We start from the raw sequence: 18,252 nt of genomic DNA, 5'->3' as shown, positions 1-18,252 counted from the left end.
CGGGAGCGGCGGCCGCCGTGATCGCCCGTGGACGGCCGGGCCCGGCGCCGCCCGCGCCCGCGGCGCCCGGCCCGGTCGAGCGAGCCCGGGGCCCCGGAAGACCCGTCAGGCGCGCCGCGGACGGAGCGCGGTCCGGAAGGCGGCCCGCACGCCGCCCCCGGCCCGGCCGCCCGGCCCGCGCGCCCGGTCAGTCCTCGCCGGTGAGCCCCGCCACCAGTTCGTCCGCCGCCGTGTACGGGTCGAGGCCGCCCGCGACGATGCGTTCGGCGAGGGCCCCGAGGTGGCGGTCGCCGTGCAGGTCACCGATGCGCTCGCGCAGGCGGGTGACGGCGATGGTCTCGACCTCGCGGGCCGCGCGGGCCGCGCGCCGCTCGGCGAGTACGCCGTGCTCCTCCATCCACGCCCGGTGCTTCTCCAGCGCCTCGACGACCTCGTCGATGCCCTCGCCCCGGGCGGCGACCGTCTTCACGATCGGCGGGCGCCAGTCGCCGGGGCCGCGCGCCTCGCCGAGGCCCAGCATGTGGTTGAGCTCGCGCGCGGTGGCGTCCGCGCCGTCCCGGTCGGCCTTGTTGACGACGTACACATCGCCGATCTCCAGGATTCCGGCCTTCGCCGCCTGGATGCCGTCGCCCATCCCGGGTGCCAGCAGGACGACGGAGGTGTCGGCCTGGGAGGCGATCTCCACCTCCGACTGGCCGACACCGACCGTCTCCACCAGGATCACGTCGCAGCCCGCCGCGTCGAGCACCCGGATCGCCTGCGGCGCCGACCAGGCCAGTCCGCCCAGATGGCCGCGGGTGGCCATGGACCGGATGTAGACCCCCGGGTCGGAGGCGTGCTCGGACATCCGGACCCGGTCGCCGAGGAGCGCCCCGCCGGAGAACGGCGAGGACGGGTCGACGGCCAGCACGCCGACCCGCTTCCCGGCCCGCCGGTACGCCGTGACCAGCGCCGACGTCGATGTCGACTTGCCGACACCGGGAGAGCCGGTCAGGCCGACGACATACGCGTTGCCGGTCAGCGGCGCCAGCGCCGCCATCACCTCGCGCAGCTGCGGCGACGCCCCCTCCACCAGGGAGATGAGCCGGGCCACCGCCCGCGGCCGGCCCGCGCGTGCCTGCTCGACCAGGGTGGGGACGTCCACCATCACCGCTCCGTTCACTCGCCGCGTGCTCTACGTGTACCGCTTGCCGGCCGCGTACTACTTGCCGGGGACGCGGATGATCAGCGCGTCGCCCTGACCGCCGCCGCCGCACAGCGCCGCCGCGCCGGTGCCGCCGCCGCGCCGCTTCAGCTCCAGCGCCAGGTGGAGCACCACCCGGGCGCCGGACATGCCGATCGGGTGGCCGAGCGCGATGGCGCCGCCGTTGACGTTCACCTTGTCCGGGGTGACGCCGAGGTCCTTCATCGACTGGACGGCGACCGCGGCGAAGGCCTCGTTGATCTCGATGAGGTCGAGGTCCGCCACCTCCAGCCCCTCCTTCTTGAGGGCGTGCCTGATGGCGTTGGACGGCTGCGACTGGAGCGAGTTGTCCGGGCCCGCCACATTGCCGTGGGCGCCGATCTCGGCGATCCAGTCCAGGCCCAGCTCCTCGGCCTTGGCCTTGCTCATGACGACGACCGCGGCGGCGCCGTCGGAGATCTGCGAGGAGGTACCGGCGGTGATCGTGCCGTCCTTGGCGAACGCGGGGCGCAGCCGGCCGAGGGACTCCGTGGTCGTCTCCGGGCGGATGCCCTCGTCCTTGGCGAAGAGGACCGGGTCGCCCTTGCGCTGCGGGATCTCGACCGGCGTGATCTCTGCCTCGAAGATGCCGTTCTTCTGGGCGGCGGCGGCGCGCTGGTGCGAGAGGGCGCCGATCTCGTCCTGGTCGGCGCGGCTCAGTCCGAGGCGGGCGTTGTGCTTCTCGGTGGACTCACCCATCGGGATGTTCTCGTAGGCGTCGGTCAGACCGTCGTACGCCATGGAGTCGAGCATCTCGATCGCACCGTACTTGTGGCCCTCGCGGGACTTGGGGAGCAGGTGCGGGGCGTTGGTCATGGACTCCTGGCCGCCGGCGACGACGACGTCGAACTCCCCGGCGCGGATCAGCTGGTCGGCCAGGGCGATCGCGTCGAGCCCGGACAGGCACACCTTGTTCACGGTGAGGGCCGGCACGTTCATCGGGATGCCCGCCTTGACCGCGGCCTGGCGGGCCGGGATCTGGCCCGCACCGGCCTGGAGCACCTGACCCATGATCACGTACTCGACCTGGTCGCCGCCGATACCCGCCCGGTCCAGCGCGGCCTTGATGGCGACGCCGCCGAGGTCGGCCCCGGAGAAGCTCTTCAGCGAGCCGAGGAGGCGGCCCATGGGCGTCCGCGCGCCCGCGACGATCACTGAGGTGGTACCGGTCGTTCCAGACATGAGGGGCGCCCCTTGGGATGAGGAGTGAACGAGGGTTTACTCGAATGTACTGAGCGGTACCCCGCCCGTCATCCGGCAGCGGGTGTGATGGCGCGCACGTTGCGTAACCATCCGTGTGGCGCTGCACTGGTTCCATGCTGACGCGAATCGATCACATCGGGATCGCCTGTTTCGACCTCGACGAAACCGTCGAGTTCTACCGCTCGACCTACGGGTTCGAGGTCTTCCATTCCGAGATCAACGAGGAGCAGGGCGTACGGGAGGCCATGCTCAAGATCAACGATACGTCCGACGGCGGCGCTTCCTACCTCCAGCTCCTGGAGCCGACCCGGGAGGACTCGGCCGTGGGCAAGTGGCTGGCGAAGAACGGCGAGGGCGTCCACCACATCGCCTTCGGCACCGCGGACGTCGACGCGGACTCCGCGGAGATCCGGGAGAAGGGGGTCAGGGTCTTGTACGAGGAGCCCAGGACCGGTTCGATGGGGTCCCGGATCACCTTTCTGCACCCCAAGGACTGTCACGGAGTCCTCACCGAACTGGTCACGTCCGCAGCGGAGCACTGACCTCCGGATACCTGGCCCGGTAGAGTGGGCTGTTCCGGGCCGGGGCCGGGTCGGGGCCGCGCCGCGTCCTCAGCCGTTGATCTGTCACCATTCCCCGGGGGGCCGTTCACCCGTGAACGGTACTCGTTGGAGAGTTGCGACCAGGGTTGGGGTCTCCCCTGCTCGAACGAAGTTGAGCTCGGGGAAGGATGGGACCGCGCAGTGCGGGGCTACGAACGCCAGGAGAGCCACCGAGCTGACGACGACCATCTCTCGCGGTTCGAAGCCGAGATGGACCGGCTGAAGACCGACCGGGAGAAGGCCGTCCAGCACGCCGAGGACCTCGGTTACCAGGTCGAGGTCTTGCGCGCCAAGCTGCACGAGGCTCGGCGCAATCTCGCGACCCGTCCCGCGTACGACAGCGCGGACATCGGCTACCAGGCCGAGCAGTTGCTCCGTAACGCCCAGATCCAGGCGGAGCAGCTGCGCACCGACGCCGAGCGTGAGCTCCGCGACGCGCGTGCGCAGACGCAGCGGATCCTCCAGGAGCACGCCGAGCACCAGGCCCGGCTCCAGGCCGAGCTGCACAACGAGGCGGTGCAGCGGCGCCAGCGGCTCGACCAGGAGCTGGCGGAGCGCCGCCAGACCGTCGAGTCCCATGTCAACGAGAACGTCGCCTGGGCCGAGCAGCTCAGGGCCCGGACGGAGGCCCAGGCCCGCCGGCTCATGGAGGAGTCGCGGGCCGAGGCCGAGCAGGCCCTGACCGCCGCGCGCGCCGAGGCGAACCGGCTGGCGGAGGAGACCCGGCAGCGGCTCGGTTCCGAGGCGGAGTCGGCCCGGAGCGAGGCCGAGGCGATCCTGCTGCGGGCCCGCAAGGACGCCGAGCGGCTGCTGGACGCCGCCTCCAGCCAGGCGCAGGAGGCCACCAGCCACGCCGAGCAGCTCCGTACGTCCACGACGGCCGAGACCGAGCAGACCCGGCAGCGGACCACCGAGCTGAACCGGGCCGCCGAGCAGCGGATCCAGGAGGCCGAGACCCAGCTGCGCGAGGCCCGGCTGGAGGCCGAGAAGGTCACCTCCGAGGCGAAGGAGGCCGCGGTCAAGCGGCTGGCCGCCGCCGAGTCGCAGAACGAGCAGCGCACCCGTACGGCCAAGTCGGAGATCGCCCGGCTGGTCGGCGAGGCGACCAAGGACGCCGAGAGCCTCAAGGCGGAGGCCGAGCAGGCGCTCGCCGACGCCCGCGCCGAGGCGGACCGGCTGAAGTCCGAGGCGTCCGAGAAGGCCCGCACGGCCGCCGCCGAGGACGCCGCCGCCCAGCTCGCCAAGGCCGCCAGGAGCGCCGAGGAGGTGCTGACCAAGGCGTCCGAGGACGCGCGGTCCACCACCAGGGCGGCGAGCGAGGAGGCCGACCGGATCCGCCGCGAGGCGGAGGCCGAGGCGGACCGGCTGCGCGGCGAGGCCGCCGAGCAGGCCGATCAGCTCAAGGGCGCGGCCAAGGACGACACCAAGGAGTACCGGGCCAAGACGGTCGAGCTCCAGGAGGAGGCGCGCAGGCTGCGCGGCGAGGCCGAGCAGCTGCGCTCCGAGGCGGTCGCCGAGGGCGAGCGGATCCGCGGCGAGGCCCGCCGCGAGGCGGTCCAGCAGATCGAGGAGGGCGCGAAGACCGCCGAGGAGCTGCTGGCCAAGGCGAAGGCGGACGCCGAGGAGCTGCGCTCCACCGCGAGCACCGAGAGCGAGCGGGTCCGCACCGAGGCGGCCGAGCGCTCCGCCTCGCTGCGCAAGCAGGCCGAAGAGGCCCTGGAGCGCGCCCGCGCCGAGGCCGAGCAGCTGCGGGCCGACGCCGAGGAGCAGGCCGGGTCGACCACCACGGCCGCCGAGCAGGCGGCGGCGGAGCTGCGCGAGGAGACCGAGCGCGCGGTCGCGGCCCGGCAGGCGGAGGCGGCCGAGGAGCTGGCCCGGCTGCACACCGAGGCCGAGACCCGGCTCACCGGCGCCGAGCAGGCGCTCACGGAGGCGCGCGCCGAGGCGGAGCGCATCCGGCGCGAGACGAACGAGGAGTCCGAGCGACTGCGGACGGAGGCCGCCGAGCGGATCCGGACGCTGCGCGAGCAGGCGGAGACCGAGGCCGAGCGGCTGCGCGACGAGGCCGCCGCCGACGCGTCGCAGGCGCGCGCGGAGGGCGAGTCCGTCGCCGTGCGGCTGCGGTCCGAGGCCGCCGCCGAGGCCGAGCGGCTGAAGTCCGAGGCGCAGGAGAGCGCCGACCGGGTGCGGTCCGAGGCCGCCGCGGCCGCGGAGCGGGTGGGTACGGAGGCCGCCGAGGCGCTGGCCGCCGCCCAGGAGGAGGCGAACCGCCGCCGCCGGGAGTCCGAGGAGACCCTCGCCTCGGCGCGCGCCGAGGCGAACCAGGAGCGCGAGCGGGCCCGCGAGCAGAGCGAGGAGCTGCTGGCCTCCGCCCGCAAGCGGGTCGAGGAGGCCCAGGCCGAGGCCCAGCGCCTGGTCGAGGAGGCGGACGGCCGGGCGACCGAGCTGGTCTCCGCGGCCGAGCAGACCGCCCAGCAGGTACGGGACGCGGTCAGCGGGCTTCAGGAGCAGGCCGAGGAGGAGATCGCCGGGCTGCGTTCGGCCGCCGAGCACGTCGCGGAGCGGACGAAGTCCGAGGCGCAGGCGGAGGCGGACCGGGTCCGCGCCGACGCGCACGCCGAGCGGGAGCGGGCGGGCGAGGACGCCTCCCGGACCCGCCGGGAGGCGCAGGAGGAGTCCGAGGCCGCCAAGGCGATGGCGGAGCGGACCGTCGCCGACGCGATCGCCGAGTCGGAGCGGCTGCGGTCGGACACCGCCGAGTACAGCCAGCGGATGCGTACCGAGGCCTCCGACGCGCTGGCCTCGGCCGAGCAGGACGCGGCGCGCAGCCGCGCGGAGGCCCGCGAGGACGCCAACCGGATGCGTTCCGACGCCGCGACCCAGGCCGACCGGCTGGTGGGCGAGGCGACGAGCGAGGCCGAGCGGATCGGTACGGAGTCGGCGCAGCGGGCCACCGCGCTCGTCGAGGAGGCGACGCAGCAGGCCGCGGCGCTGGTCGACGAGGCGAAGCAGCAGGCGGCCCGGGTGTCGGGCGAGGCCGCGGACGAGGCCGAGCGGCTGCGGGCGGAGGCGGCGGCCACCGTCGGCTCGGCGCAGGAGCACGCGGCCCGCACCCGCGAGGAGGCGGAGCGGGTGCGCGCCGACGCGGAGTCGGCGGCCGAGCAGATGCGCGCCGAGGCCCGCCAGGAGGCGGACCGGCTGCTCGACGAGGCGCGGGAGGCCGCGGCGAAGCGGCGGGCCGACGCCGCCGAGCAGGCCGACCAGCTCGTCAGCAAGGCCCAGGAGGAGGCGCTGCGCGCCGCCACCGAGGCCGAGGAGCAGGCCGACACGATGGTGGGCGTGGCCCGCAAGGAGGCCGTGCGGATCACCTCCGAGGCGACCGTCGAGGGCAACTCCCTGGTGGAGCGGGCCCGTACGGACGCGGACGAGCTGCTGGTCGGCGCGCGCCGGGACGCCACGGCGATCCGGGAGCGTGCCGAGGAGCTGCGGGTCCGGATCGAGGGCGAGATCGAGGAACTGCACGACCGGGCCCGGCGGGAGACCTCCGAGCAGATGAAGACCGCGGGCGAGCGCGTCGACAATCTGATGAAGGCGGCGACGGAGCAGCGCGAGGAGGCGGCGGCCAAGGCCAAGGAGCTGCTGGCGGACGCCAATTCGGAGGCGAGCAAGGTCCGGATCGCCGCGGTGAAGCGGGCCGAGTCGCTGCTCAAGGAGGCCGAGCAGAAGAAGGCCACGCTGGTCCGCGAGGCCGAGAAGTTGCGGTCGGACGCCGAGGCCGAGGCGAAGCGCACGGTCGAGGAGGGCAAGCGCGAACTCGATCTGCTGGTGCGTCGGCGCGCGGACATCAACACCGAGATCTCCCGCGTCCAGGACGTGTTGGAGGCCCTGGAGTCCTTCGAGACGCCGGGCGGCAAGGGCTCGGGCGGCTCCTCCGGCGGCGTCAAGGCCGGGGCCTCGGCAAGCACTCGATCGAGTGGCAAGTCGTCCGAGGGGTAGTCGCGTTGTCAGGTCCCGTGCTTCGACAGGAACGTTCAACCCTCCGAGTGGCAAGAGTTGCGGGGGCTAGCCACTCAAAAGAGGTGTCATTCTCCAGATCAAAAGGGCATCCGCTCGATGACACGCCGTCCGGGCCCCTAGGATTCCCTCTATCACCTCACCGGTCTCATTCGACAGGAACCTCATGAGCGACCCTTCCTCCCCCTTCGGCTTCGAGCTCGTGCGACGTGGATACGACCGCGGTCAGGTGGATGACCGCATTACCAAGCTCGTCGCCGACCGTGATAGTGCCCTGACCCGCATCACGTCCCTGGAAAAGCGCATCGAGGAGCTCCACCTCGAAACGCAGAACGCCCAGGCCCAGGTGAGCGACGCGGAGCCGTCGTACGCCGGGCTCGGCGCGCGCGTCGAGAAGATCCTCCGCCTGGCCGAGGAGGAGGCGAAGGACCTGCGCGAGGAGGCCCGTCGCGCCGCCGAGCAGCACCGTGAGCTCGCCGAGTCCGCCGCCCAGCAGGTGCGCAACGACGCCGAGACGTTCGCCGCCGAGCGCAAGGCCAAGGCCGAGGACGAGGGCGTCCGGATCGTCGAGAAGGCCAAGGGTGAGGCCGGCTCGCTGCGGACCGAGGCGCAGAAGGACGCCGCGCAGAAGCGCGAGGAGGCCGACGCGCTCTTCGAGGAGACCCGCGCCAAGGCCGCCCAGGCCGCCGCGGACTTCGAGACCAACCTGGCCAAGCGCCGCGACCAGTCGGAGCGCGACCTCGCGTCCCGTCAGGCCAAGGCCGAGAAGCGCCTCGCCGAGATCGAGCACCGCGCCGAGCAGCTCCGCCTGGAGGCCGAGAAGCTCCGCACGGACGCCGAGCGCCGGGCCCGCCAGACGGTGGAGACCGCGCAGCGCCAGTCCGAGGACATCGTGGCCGACGCGAACGCCAAGGCCGACCGGATCCGCAGCGAATCGGAGCGCGAGCTGGCGGCGCTCACCAACCGCCGCGACTCGATCAACGCCCAGCTGACCAACGTCCGCGAGATGCTGGCCACGCTGACCGGTGCCGCGGTCGCCGCCGCCGGCACCCCGGCCGACGACGAGCCGGTCACCCGTGGCGTCCCGGCCCAGCAGGGCCGCTGATCCCGAGTACCGCAGCCGTACCCCTCGCGCGCCCGGTTCCGCCCGTGTGGTGGCGCCGGGCGCGCGGCCGTTCTAGCGTGAACGCATGATCGAGCTCGATGGTCTCACCAAGCGCTTCGGCAACAAGGTTGCCGTCGACCGGCTCTCCTGCCGGGTCAGGCCCGGGATGGTGACGGGTTTTCTGGGGCCCAACGGGGCGGGCAAGTCCACGACGATGCGGATGATGCTCGATCTCGACAACCCGACCAGCGGTTCGGTGCGCATCGACGGCAGGCACTACCGCGATCTGGACGAGCCCCTCAAGCACATCGGGGCGCTGCTGGACGCCAAGTCGATGCACGGCGGGCGCAGCGCGTACAACAATCTGCTCTGTCTCGCGCAGAGCAACCGCATCCCGGAGAGCCGGGTCGCCCAGGTGCTGGACACCGTCGGTCTGACCGCGGTGGCGAAGAAGAAGTCGAAGGGCTTCTCGCTCGGCATGGGCCAGCGGCTGGGGATCGCGGCGGCGCTGCTCGGCGACCCCCAGGTGCTGCTCTTCGACGAACCGGTCAACGGTCTGGACCCCGAGGGCATCCACTGGATCCGCAATCTGATGAAGGCGCTCGCCGCGGAAGGCCGGACGATCTTCGTCTCCAGCCATCTGATGAGCGAAATGGCGCTCACCGCCGATCATTTGATCGTGATCGGTCAGGGGAAGCTGCTCGCCGACACGTCGATGGCCGATTTCATCCACCAGAACTCCCGCAGCTATGTACGGCTGCGCTCGCCGCAGCAGGAGCGGCTGCGTGACGTGCTGCATCAGGAGGGCCTGATCGTGGTCGAGACGGGCGGCGGTGTCCTGGAGATCGACGGCGCCACGACCGAGGCGCTGGGAGAGCTGGCCGCGCAGCACCAGATCGTGCTGCACGAGCTGAGTGCCCAGCGGGCCTCCCTGGAGGATGCGTTCATGCAGATGACGGCGGACTCCGTGGAGTACCACGCGCACTCGGACCATGCCGCGGCGCCGCCGCCCGCGGGCCCGCAGTGGGGCGACCAGTGGAACGAGCGGACCGGGACCGACCCGGCCGGCACCGGCCGGGAGGTGTGACGACGATGGCATCCGTACCCGCGGTCCTGACCTCCGAGTGGACCAAGATCCGTACGGTCTCCTCGACCGTCTGGACGCTGATCTCCGCGTTCGTCGTCACCGTCGCGATGGGCGCGGCGCTCTGCGCGCTGATGAACTCCCAGTTCGACGACCTCCCGCCGGCCCAGCACGCCACCTTCGACCCGACCTTCATCAGCTTCTCCGGCATGGTCCTCGGCCAGCTGGCCATGGTCGTCTTCGGGGTGCTGGTGGTCGGCACGGAGTACAGCTCCGGCATGATCCGCACCTCGCTGGCGGCGGTGCCCCGGCGCGGTGTGTTCCTGTTCAGCAAGGTCGCGGTGGCCGGGGTACTGGCCCTGGTGGTCGGCATCGTGACCAGCTTCGTCGCGTTCTTCCTCGGCCAGGCGCTGCTGGGCGACCACAGCACGGACATCGGCGCGGAACACGTCCTGCGCGCGGTCGTCGGCGGCGGCATCTACATGGGTCTGATCGGGATCTTCTCCATGGGCGCGGCGACGATGCTGCGCAGCTCCATGCTGTCGCTCGGGATCCTGATGCCGTTCTTCTTCCTGGTCTCCCAGATCCTGTCGGCGGTCCCGGGGGCGAAGAAGGTGGCCCGCTACTTCCCCGACCAGGCCGGGTCCAAGATCATGCAGGTGGTTCCCGACGCCATGAACAGCGGCACGGCTCCGTACGGCCCGTGGGGAGGGCTCGGCATCCTGGTCGCCTGGGTGGCGGCCGCGCTGCTCGGCGGCTACCTCGTCCTCAAGAAGCGGGACGCGTGACGGCGCACGGGACGGGGCGCGCGGCCCCCGCGCGGCGCGCCCGGCCCGTGCGGAGGCTTCGCTTCCGCTCCGCCCGGGGGCGGCGCGCCCCCGCAACGGCTTGGCCGGAACCGTAAAGGTCTGGATATCCTCCTAACTCTTACGGGGGTGTGCGGCCGCTCGGCCCGGCCCCGACGACAGCTGTGAGTCGATGGGGCTGAAGCATGATCGAGGCAGTCGGCCTGACCAAGCGCTACGGCGCGAAGACGGCCGTGTACAACCTTTCGTTCCAGGTGCGGCCGGGCACCGTCACCGGGTTCCTGGGTCCCAACGGGTCGGGCAAGTCCACCACCATGCGCATGATCCTCGGCCTGGACCAGCCGACCTCCGGTCATGTGACCATCGGCGGCCACCCCTTCCGCAGTCTGCCGAACGCGCCGCGCCAGGTGGGCGCGCTGCTGGACGCGAAGGCGGTGCACGGCGGCCGCAGCGCGCGTAACCACCTCCTCTCGCTCGCCCAGCTCGCCGGCATCCCGGCCGCCCGGGTCGACGAGGTGCTCGGCGTCGTCGGTCTCCAGGACGTCGCCCGCAGGCGGTCCAAGGGGTTCTCGCTCGGCATGGGCCAGCGGCTCGGGATCGCGGCGGCGCTGCTCGGCGACCCCCAGGTGCTGCTCTTCGACGAACCGGTCAACGGTCTGGACCCCGAGGGCATCCTCTGGGTCCGCAATCTGATGAAGATGCTCGCCTCCGAGGGCCGTACGGTCTTCGTCTCCAGCCATCTGATGAGCGAGATGGCGCTCACCGCCGACCATCTGATCGTGATCGGCCGGGGGCAGCTGCTCGCCGACATGAACGTCAAGGACTTCATCTCGGCCAACTCCGCCGACTTCGCCCGGGTCCGGGTCGCCGACGGCCTCGCGGAGCGGCGGGAGAAGCTGACCGCCTCGCTCACCGAGGCGGGCGGGCAGGTCATGTCCGAGCCGGACGGGGCCCTGCGGATCACCGGGCTGCCGCTGCCGAGGATCAGCGACGTGGCGCACGAGGCGGGCGTCCGGCTGTGGGAGCTCTCGCCGCACCAGGCCTCGCTGGAGGAGGCGTACATGCGGATGACCCAGAGTGCCGTGGACTACCGCTCGACGACGGACCAGAAGGCGGGCCTCCAGCAGCCGGTGGACCACGGGTACGGGCAGCAGGCCCTCGGGGCGCCGCAGCCCCCGGTCCCGGAGGCGCCGCAGCAGAACTGGTACGCCCCGCCGCCCCCCGGGCAGAACCCGTACGCGACGGCGCCCGCCGAGCCCGCCGCGGCCACCGCAGACCCGACCGAGCGCGACACCAGCGAGGACGCCCGATGACCACGCCGCCGACCCCGCAGGCCCCTTCCCAGCGGCAGGCCCCGGCCTCGCAGCTCAGCCCGTACACCTCGCCGATCCCGGTGCGCCGGGCCACCCTCGGCGATGCGATCGCCTCCGAATGGACCAAGATCCGCTCGGTGCGCTCCACGATGTGGACGCTCGGCGTGATGATCGTGCTGCTGATCGGGATCGGGCTGCTGACCACGCTCGCGGTCAACGCCGTCGATTCCGACCTCGGCTCGACTCCGGTGCTCAGCCTCGGCTTCTTCGGGGTGCTGCTGGGCTCGATCTGTGTGATCACGCTCGGCGTGATGACCATCGCGTCGGAGTACGGCACGGGCATGATCCGTACGACGCTGACCGCCTGCCCCAGCCGCGCCCGGGTGCTGGGCGCGAAGGCGATCGTCTTCTTCCTGCTCACCTTCGTGATCACGGCCGTGACGACCGCGCTGGTCGCGGCGTTCCAGAGCGCCCTCGTCGACGGCGTGGCGCCCAGCGGCGCCGACTGGCTGCGGGCGACGGTCGGGGTCGGGCTCTACATCGCGACGCTGGGCCTGCTCTCCCTCGCGGTCGGCGCTCTCATCCGGCACTCCGCCGGCGCGATCACGATCATGATCGGCCTGGTGCTGCTGCCGCTGGTGCTGGCCATGTTCATGTTCGCGGACTCGCTCTCCGACCTGCGGCTGGCGCTCTTCCAGTACTCGATCCCCAGTCAGCTCAGCGCCTTCTACTCCACCTCGGTCGCCGAGTCGGGACCGTCCGGCTGGGACCCGCTGTGGATCATGATCGGCACCACGGCCGTGGCCATGATCTGCGCGTTCGTCACGCTGGACCGCCGGGACGTCTGAGCCGGCCCCCGCCGGTTCTCAGTAGCGGGGCGCGTTCCTGGACCGCTGCACCTGTGTGGTGCGGCGGTCCTTCGCGTTCCAGCACGCCTTGTGCCAGTGCCTGCGGTCGTCGATCCCGCCGTACTCGGACCAGGCCACCAGGTGCGGGACGCCGGACGGGATCTCCTGGTCGCAGCCGGGGCAGCGGTACCGCTTGCCCGCCGCGCTCGCGCCGCTGACCGGCCGTACGGACCACTGCTCGCCCTGCCACTCCTCGGCGCGTCCGCCGCCGCCGTACCGTCCCCCCGGCTCCGCGGTGCTGTCGTGGGGACTCTCGCCGCCTCGGGGGCGGTTGCGGCGCGGGGACACGGGACACCTCACGGGGCAGGCTGGGCAGTTCCCGTCCAGCGTAGGGCCATCTGGCCGACACCGGTGTGCGGCGCCTCGCGGACGGACGCCACGGGCGGGGTGAGTTACCGGAAAATCGCAACAACCTGTCGCCGGACCGTGCCTTTGGCACGTGTCAGGCGTTGTTGCTCCATGGGGAGAGCCGCGTCGGCCGCAAGGAGGCAATTGGCGATGCGTGTGGGAACGTTCGTACTGGCAGCCCAGTTTCCGGGGCAGGGGGCGGCGGAGGCACTGCACCGGGCGGTCCGGACCGCCGAGATCGCGGAGGAGTCGGGGCTCGACTCGGTCTGGCTGGCGGAGCACCATTTCGTGCCGTACGGGGTCTGCCCGTCCGCCGTCACCCTGGCCGCGCTGCTGCTGGGCCGCACCCGCAGAATCCGGGTGGGCACGGCGGTGAGCGTGCTGCCGACCCAGCATCCGGTGGCCCTCGGCGAGCAGGCGGCGCTGCTCCACCTCACCAGTGGCGGCCGGTTCACCCTCGGCGTCGGCCGGGGCGGCCCCTGGGTGGACCTGGAGGTCTTCGGAGGGGGCCTGGAGGCGTACGAGAAGGGCTTCCCGGAATCCCTGGAGCTGCTGCTCGACTGGCTCGGCGAGCCACGGGTGGCCGGACGCGGGCGGTACGGCTTCCGCGAGGTCGCCGTGGTCCCGCGGGCCGACGAACCGCTCGGCGGGGAGGGCGGGGACGGCTCCGGCGGCCCCGAGGTGGTCGTCGCGTGCACCTCCCCGAGGACGGTGAGGCTCGCCGCCGAGAACGGCCTGCCGATGCTGCTCGGGATGCACTGCGGGGACCAGGAGAAGGCCGACATGGTCGCCCTGTGGCGGTCCACCGCGCTCGCCGCGGGCCGCTCGCCCGAGAGCGTCCACGGCGCCGGGCACGTCTCCGCGGGCGTGGCCCAGATCGCCGACCGCGCCGAGGACGCGCTGGAGACGCTCGTGAAGGCGATGCCGGGCTGGCTGCGACAGGGGCTGGACGCCCATGTGACGGTCGACGGCCGGCACCGGGTGATGCGGGACCCGGTCGCGTACACGGAGCTGCTGTGCGCCCTGCATCCGGTGGGCCCGCCCCGGCTCGCCGCCGACCGGCTCGCCGCCACCGCCGAGCGGACGGGCATCACGCGCTTCGCGCTCCTGGTGGAGGGGTCCGGCGATCTGGCGACCACGGAGGAGAACGTGGCACGGCTGGGCACCGAGGTGCTCCCGCTGGTGATCTGACGCGTCGTGAGGGGGGCGGGGCCGCCGCCCCGGAGCCGGCCCGCACCGATCGCGGCCCGGGACGGCGGCAGAGGCGCCCGGGGCAGGCCGGGCCCCCAACCGCCCGGCCTGCCCCGGGGCATGCGTCGAAAGTGGCGTCGTCCGCCCGGAGGGCGGGCCCGGCGGTGTCCGGTGCGTGCGATCGCGAGGCGGGGGGCCGCCCCGGTGCTGGATGCACCGGGGTGCTCCCGGCAACGCGGCGAGCGTACGCGCCGGGCGCCGCCGGGCGGACGGCACTTCGATAACAGGGCCTAGCAGTCCCGTAGTTCGGGCGACTGGTTCAGCAACTGGCCCCTCACCGAGGTGAAACGGGCCAGACGCTCGTCGACCGAGGCGTCCAGCGGGAACACCGCGACGCGGTGGCAGTTCTGGAATGCCAGACGCACCCCGAAATGCCGCTGCAACGCGCCGCGGATCGCATCACTCGCGAGCGCGCGCAGCAGCTGGCCGCGCGCTTGTTCGTTCGGCGGCGGCGTCTGGTTGTCGGCGAACTCCCCGCCGTCGACCTTCAGCTGGGCCACCAACGAACTGATCATCTCCCATGCGTAGGGCAGGGAGGTCCGGACGCAGTCGACGAAGTCGGCTTCGTCGACCTCGCCTCGCTCGGCCTGTTCCAACAGCGCCGGTGAGACGTCGAGCGACATGGGTTCTCCTCTCGCGACCCCGACGCCGGGCCGGGGCCTTACGGGCAGGGAAGAAGGACGGCGACGCAGCGTACACAGACGGCGACCTCCTGCTTCCACGGTAAGGGTGCAGTCCTGGCCGCACCAGGAGATTGGGAACACAACCGGCCAATAACGAAGAGGCGCAAAGAGGGGCAAGCCCGAAAGGCACCGCCTCGCAGCGACGTGGGTGACGGGTGTGACGGGAGGAGAATCGCGTGGAACACCTCTCGTCGAGTAGCGTTGCCGACCATGCGTCTCGTCATCGCCCGCTGCTCCGTGGACTACGCCGGCCGGCTCACGGCCCACCTGCCCTCCGCTCCCCGTCTGATCCTGGTGAAGGCGGACGGGAGCGTGTCGATCCACGCCGACGACAGGGCGTACAAACCCCTCAACTGGATGTCACCGCCCTGCACGCTCAAGGAGGGCACCGACGACACCGCGGGTGTCTGGACCGTGGTGAACAAAGCGGGCGAGAAACTGATCATCACGATGGAGGAAATCCTCCATGACTCGTCCCATGAGCTCGGGGTCGACCCGGGCCTCATCAAGGACGGCGTCGAAGCGCATCTCCAGGAACTGCTGGCCGACCGGATCGAGACACTCGGCGAGGGCTACACCCTGATCCGCCGCGAGTACTTCACCGCCATCGGCCCGGTCGACATCCTGTGCCGGGACGCCGACGGCCGGACCGTGGCCGTGGAGTTGAAGCGGCGCGGCGACATCGACGGGGTGGAGCAGCTGACCCGCTATCTGGAGCTGCTCAACCGCGATCCCCATCTCGCCCCGGTGAAGGGCATCTTCGCGGCCCAGGAGATCAAGCCGCAGGCGCGGGTGCTGGCGACGGACCGCGGGATCGGCTGTGTCGTGCTCGACTACGACGCGATGCGCGGCATCGAGGACGACAAGCTGCGCCTGTTCTGACCCTCCGCACCCCCTGCCCACGAACGCCGGACGTGTGTCACGTCCGGCGTTCGTCGTTCCTGGGGGCTCGGGCCACCCGTCGGGCTGCTGTCCGCGTTCCTGGAGGCTCAGGCCACCGTCGGGCTGCTGTCCGCGCTCGCCGCCGCCGAGGACGGGGAGGACGAGGAGGGCCCGCTCGCCGAGTCGGAGGTGTCGGGCGAGGACGGCTCGGGCTCGGTGGCCGTGTCCGTCGGAGACGGCGAGCCGGTGTCCGTCGGAGTCGCGGACGGGCTGGTCGGCCTGGTCGGGGTGGTCGACCTGGTCGGGCTCGACGACTTGGTCGGCCGGTCCGACGGCGGCTTGCTCCCGGAGGGGGTGTCCGACGTCGGGCTGCCGCTCGGGCCCGTGGGGTCCGTGGACGGCGTACCGCTGCTGCTCGGCGTGGTCCCGCTGCCGGACGGGCCGGGCGTCGTGGCGCTGTCACCGGAGTCCGCGCCGCCGGGCGTCGACGCGTCCGCCGGGCTGTCCGCCGGGGCCTCGTCCTCGCCGTCGTCCTGGCTCCGCGACTGCTCGGTCGTGACGTCCTGGTTGCCCTGCACATCGTCGTCGCCGGAGGTCAGCCCCAGGGCCACCACCGTGCCGAGCACCCCGGTCAGGAGTACGCCCGCGGCCGTCGCGACCAGATTGCGCCGGGCCCCGGCGAGCAGCGCGAAGCGGCCGCCCCCGGAGGGCTTGGCGGTGCTCTGCCGGGAGATCACCGTGGCGGCGGGCTCGTAGGGCCTGGACAGGGTCTGCGTCACGGAGGGCGTCGCCCGGGTGGACGCGACGGGCGGCTCCTCGGTCCGCGGGACCGGCAGCTCGTCGCCCGGCGGGGTGAGGACGAGCGGCAGCGGGCCGCCGGAACGGTCCGCGACCAGGGCGAGGGCCCGCCGTCCGGCCACCGCGCCGGACTTGTCGGCGAGCGCCCCGCGCATGCTGATGGAGGTCTCCAGCTCGGCCCTGGCCCGGTCGGGGTTGCCGGTGAGAAGGGCCAGGACGCCCAGCTCGTGGTGGAAGTACGCCTCTTCGGCGACCTCCCCGGCGAGCCTGGCCGCCTCCTGGCCGATCCGCAGCGCCCGTTCCCAGGCGCCCCAGTGCAGCCCCGCGGCGAAGGCCGGAGCGGCGCTGCGGGCCAGCAGCACGGCCACGCTGGTCTGCCCGGCCCCGTCGCCGGGCACCAGCTGCGCCATCGCCGCGATGACGGCGTCGCCCTCGGCCGTCACCCGTTCGGGGGTGACCGAGGGGTGGCCGGCCCACCAGGCGTAGTGCTGGGCCGCGGTGCGCGCCCGGTCGGTGATGTCCTCGCCGTACCCGGCGGCCTCCAGCTGGGTCACGACACCGGCGGCCAGCCGGTAGCGCGGACCGGCCGGGGAGAGCAGCCCGCAGCCGGCCAGCTCGCCGAGCGCGGCGTCCGCGTGGGTGTCCCCGGTGAGCGCCGGCAGATGCGCCTGGTGGGGCACCTCGCCGCCGAGGGCCACCGCGAAGCGCAGGGTGTCGCGGGCGGACGCGCTGAGCCGTGAGGCGAGCAGCGGGGCGGGCGCGGCGCCCTCCCCGAGGCTGGGCAGCGGGATGTGGACGCCGTCGGCCTCCTGGTCGTGCCCGAAGGGGACGTCCGCGGACCTGCCGTCGCCGCCGAACACCCCGTACGCCTCGGGGTCGGCGCGCAGCAGGTCGCGCTGGCGCAGCAGGGCGCCGGCCTGGACGAAGCGCAGCGGCAGTCCCTCGGACTCGAACCAGAGGTCCCCCGCCCAGTTCGACTCCTCCTCGGTGAGCGGGCGCTCGACGGCCCGTTCCAGCAGGTCGACGGCGGCACCGCGGCCGAGGCCCGCGAGGAAGACCTCTTCGAGGTGCGAGTCGCTGGTGGGCGCGGCGACGTCCGGCACCGTCGCGAACAGGAAGGCGCACTCCGGGGTCGCGTCGAGCAGCTCCTCCAGCGCGGCCCCGCCGAACTCCAGGTCGTCGAGGACGACGACGGCGCCGATGCTCCGGACCTTTTCGAGCAGCCCGGCGCGGTCGGGGCGGTGCTGCGGCGAGTCGTGGACGGCCTCGAAGAGCCCGTGGAGGAGGTCGGTGGCGGTGCGCTTGTAGCCGTTGAGCCGTACGACTCCGTCCGGTGCGAGGTCCGCGCAGTCGGCCGCGACGGCGTCCAGCAGCGCCGTGCGGCCGGATCCGGACGGTCCGGTGAGCCGCACCGAGCGGCCCTGGGCCAGCAGCCGCGCCAGCCGCTCGCGTTCCTGCGCGCGTTCCAGGAGCGGCAGTTGGGGGGCGGGCGGGCCCGGGGGCACGGGCGGCGCGGTGGCGCGTTCGCGGTCGGTGCGTCCGGTCGCGGTGCGCCGGGCGGGCGGGCCGGGCTGCTCGCCCGGCGGGCAGAGCTCGACCTCGCTGCCGTCGACCGGGTTGACGGTGAGGAGGTAGTCGCCCGCTATGAGCCGGGCGACGCGTGCCTGGGGCGGCGTCGGCTGGCCGGGGTCCGGGGTCAGCTGGTCGCGGGCCGGCCGTCTGCGGCCGGGCCCTTCACCGATGCCGTCGTTGTCCCGGCCGTACTGTTCCGGTCCCCGGTGTGTCGGGTCCATCGCCAAAGCCCCCAGACGCGTAACGCACGATTGCCCCTCCCGGCCTCGCACGCCCCGCTGTCGCTTCTGGTCCGGTGTCCGCTGGTGGGTTCGTCAATCGGCGGACGGCCCGAACCCTAGACCGTCGCACGGTGTCCCCGCACAGGCGGGGGGTGGCGCCGCCCGAAGCGCACGTTCTCGTACGGATTGTGCCCTTTCGGCCGTGGCGCCGAGCGGTGGCCCTTCCGTCGGCCGGGGGCT

Annotated in this window: 14 protein-coding genes; 9 read left to right on the top strand and 5 right to left on the bottom strand. The window is 72.9% G+C overall.

Features of this window, described 5'->3' with window-relative positions; translation table 11 throughout:
* Nucleotides 1-187: 187 nt before the first annotated feature.
* A complete protein-coding gene (gene meaB / locus ACFVFH_RS09440) occupies nucleotides 188-1,147 on the bottom strand; it encodes a methylmalonyl Co-A mutase-associated GTPase MeaB (RefSeq protein ID WP_383765396.1) in 960 nt (319 codons plus the stop codon).
* A gap of 54 nt (nucleotides 1,148-1,201) precedes the next feature.
* Nucleotides 1,202-2,404, bottom strand: coding sequence for an acetyl-CoA C-acetyltransferase (locus tag ACFVFH_RS09435; protein WP_383765394.1), 1,203 nt, complete (start codon nucleotides 2,402-2,404; stop codon nucleotides 1,202-1,204).
* A 134-nt stretch (nucleotides 2,405-2,538) separates the two neighbouring features.
* Here ACFVFH_RS09435 and mce point away from each other — a divergent pair, with 134 nt between their 5' ends.
* From mce to ACFVFH_RS09400, 7 genes are all read left to right on the top strand, one after another.
* Complete coding sequence (mce, locus tag ACFVFH_RS09430; protein WP_383765392.1) at nucleotides 2,539-2,967, top strand: methylmalonyl-CoA epimerase; 429 nt, start codon at nucleotides 2,539-2,541, stop codon at nucleotides 2,965-2,967.
* A gap of 201 nt (nucleotides 2,968-3,168) precedes the next feature.
* On the top strand, nucleotides 3,169-7,023 hold the full coding sequence (scy, locus tag ACFVFH_RS09425; protein ID WP_383765391.1) for a polarized growth protein Scy: 3,855 nt from the start codon (nucleotides 3,169-3,171) through the stop codon (nucleotides 7,021-7,023).
* Nucleotides 7,024-7,207: 184 nt separating this feature from the next.
* Nucleotides 7,208-8,146 (top strand): cellulose-binding protein, encoded by a 939-nt coding sequence (locus ACFVFH_RS09420; protein ID WP_266426585.1) that lies wholly within the window; start codon nucleotides 7,208-7,210, stop codon nucleotides 8,144-8,146.
* 85 nt (nucleotides 8,147-8,231) lie between these two features.
* Nucleotides 8,232-9,233, top strand: a complete 1,002-nt coding sequence (locus tag ACFVFH_RS09415) for an ABC transporter ATP-binding protein (RefSeq protein ID WP_383765389.1) — start codon at nucleotides 8,232-8,234, stop codon at nucleotides 9,231-9,233.
* A gap of 5 nt (nucleotides 9,234-9,238) precedes the next feature.
* Nucleotides 9,239-10,018, top strand: coding sequence for an ABC transporter permease (locus tag ACFVFH_RS09410; protein ID WP_383765387.1), 780 nt, complete (start codon nucleotides 9,239-9,241; stop codon nucleotides 10,016-10,018).
* Between the two features lie 203 nt (nucleotides 10,019-10,221).
* Complete coding sequence (locus ACFVFH_RS09405) at nucleotides 10,222-11,349, top strand: ABC transporter ATP-binding protein (RefSeq protein ID WP_383765385.1); 1,128 nt, start codon at nucleotides 10,222-10,224, stop codon at nucleotides 11,347-11,349.
* Nucleotides 11,346-12,197: an ABC transporter permease subunit gene (locus ACFVFH_RS09400; RefSeq protein ID WP_383765383.1), complete on the top strand. Its 852-nt coding sequence runs from the start codon at nucleotides 11,346-11,348 to the stop codon at nucleotides 12,195-12,197. The genes ACFVFH_RS09405 and ACFVFH_RS09400 overlap by 4 nt, the downstream gene beginning before the upstream one ends.
* 18 nt (nucleotides 12,198-12,215) lie before the next feature.
* Here ACFVFH_RS09400 and ACFVFH_RS09395 read toward each other — a convergent pair whose 3' ends face one another.
* A complete protein-coding gene (locus tag ACFVFH_RS09395) occupies nucleotides 12,216-12,545 on the bottom strand; it encodes an ATP/GTP-binding protein (RefSeq protein ID WP_259931852.1) in 330 nt (109 codons plus the stop codon).
* Between the two features lie 210 nt (nucleotides 12,546-12,755).
* On the opposite strand from ACFVFH_RS09395, the gene ACFVFH_RS09390 reads away from it, so the two are divergent.
* Entirely contained in the window at nucleotides 12,756-13,796 is a 1,041-nt protein-coding gene (locus ACFVFH_RS09390; protein ID WP_383765381.1) for an LLM class flavin-dependent oxidoreductase, read from the top strand.
* A 290-nt stretch (nucleotides 13,797-14,086) separates the two neighbouring features.
* Here the strand turns inward: ACFVFH_RS09390 and ACFVFH_RS09385 are convergent, their stop codons facing one another.
* Entirely contained in the window at nucleotides 14,087-14,479 is a 393-nt protein-coding gene (locus ACFVFH_RS09385) for an SCO5389 family protein (RefSeq protein ID WP_072486734.1), read from the bottom strand.
* Nucleotides 14,480-14,749: 270 nt separating this feature from the next.
* Between ACFVFH_RS09385 and nucS the strand changes: the two genes are divergently transcribed.
* Nucleotides 14,750-15,421: an endonuclease NucS gene (gene nucS, locus ACFVFH_RS09380; protein WP_383765380.1), complete on the top strand. Its 672-nt coding sequence runs from the start codon at nucleotides 14,750-14,752 to the stop codon at nucleotides 15,419-15,421.
* 107 nt (nucleotides 15,422-15,528) lie between these two features.
* Here the strand turns inward: nucS and ACFVFH_RS09375 are convergent, their stop codons facing one another.
* Nucleotides 15,529-18,012 carry an ATP-binding protein gene (locus ACFVFH_RS09375; protein ID WP_383765379.1) on the bottom strand — a complete coding sequence of 828 codons (2,484 nt, stop codon included), beginning with the start codon at nucleotides 18,010-18,012 and terminating at the stop codon, nucleotides 15,529-15,531.
* Between the last annotated feature and the right edge of the window lie 240 nt (nucleotides 18,013-18,252).

The organism is Streptomyces sp. NPDC057697, assembly GCF_042799335.1.
GTDB lineage: Bacteria > Actinomycetota > Actinomycetes > Streptomycetales > Streptomycetaceae > Streptomyces.
This window is presented reverse-complemented; position numbering and strand designations above follow the sequence as displayed.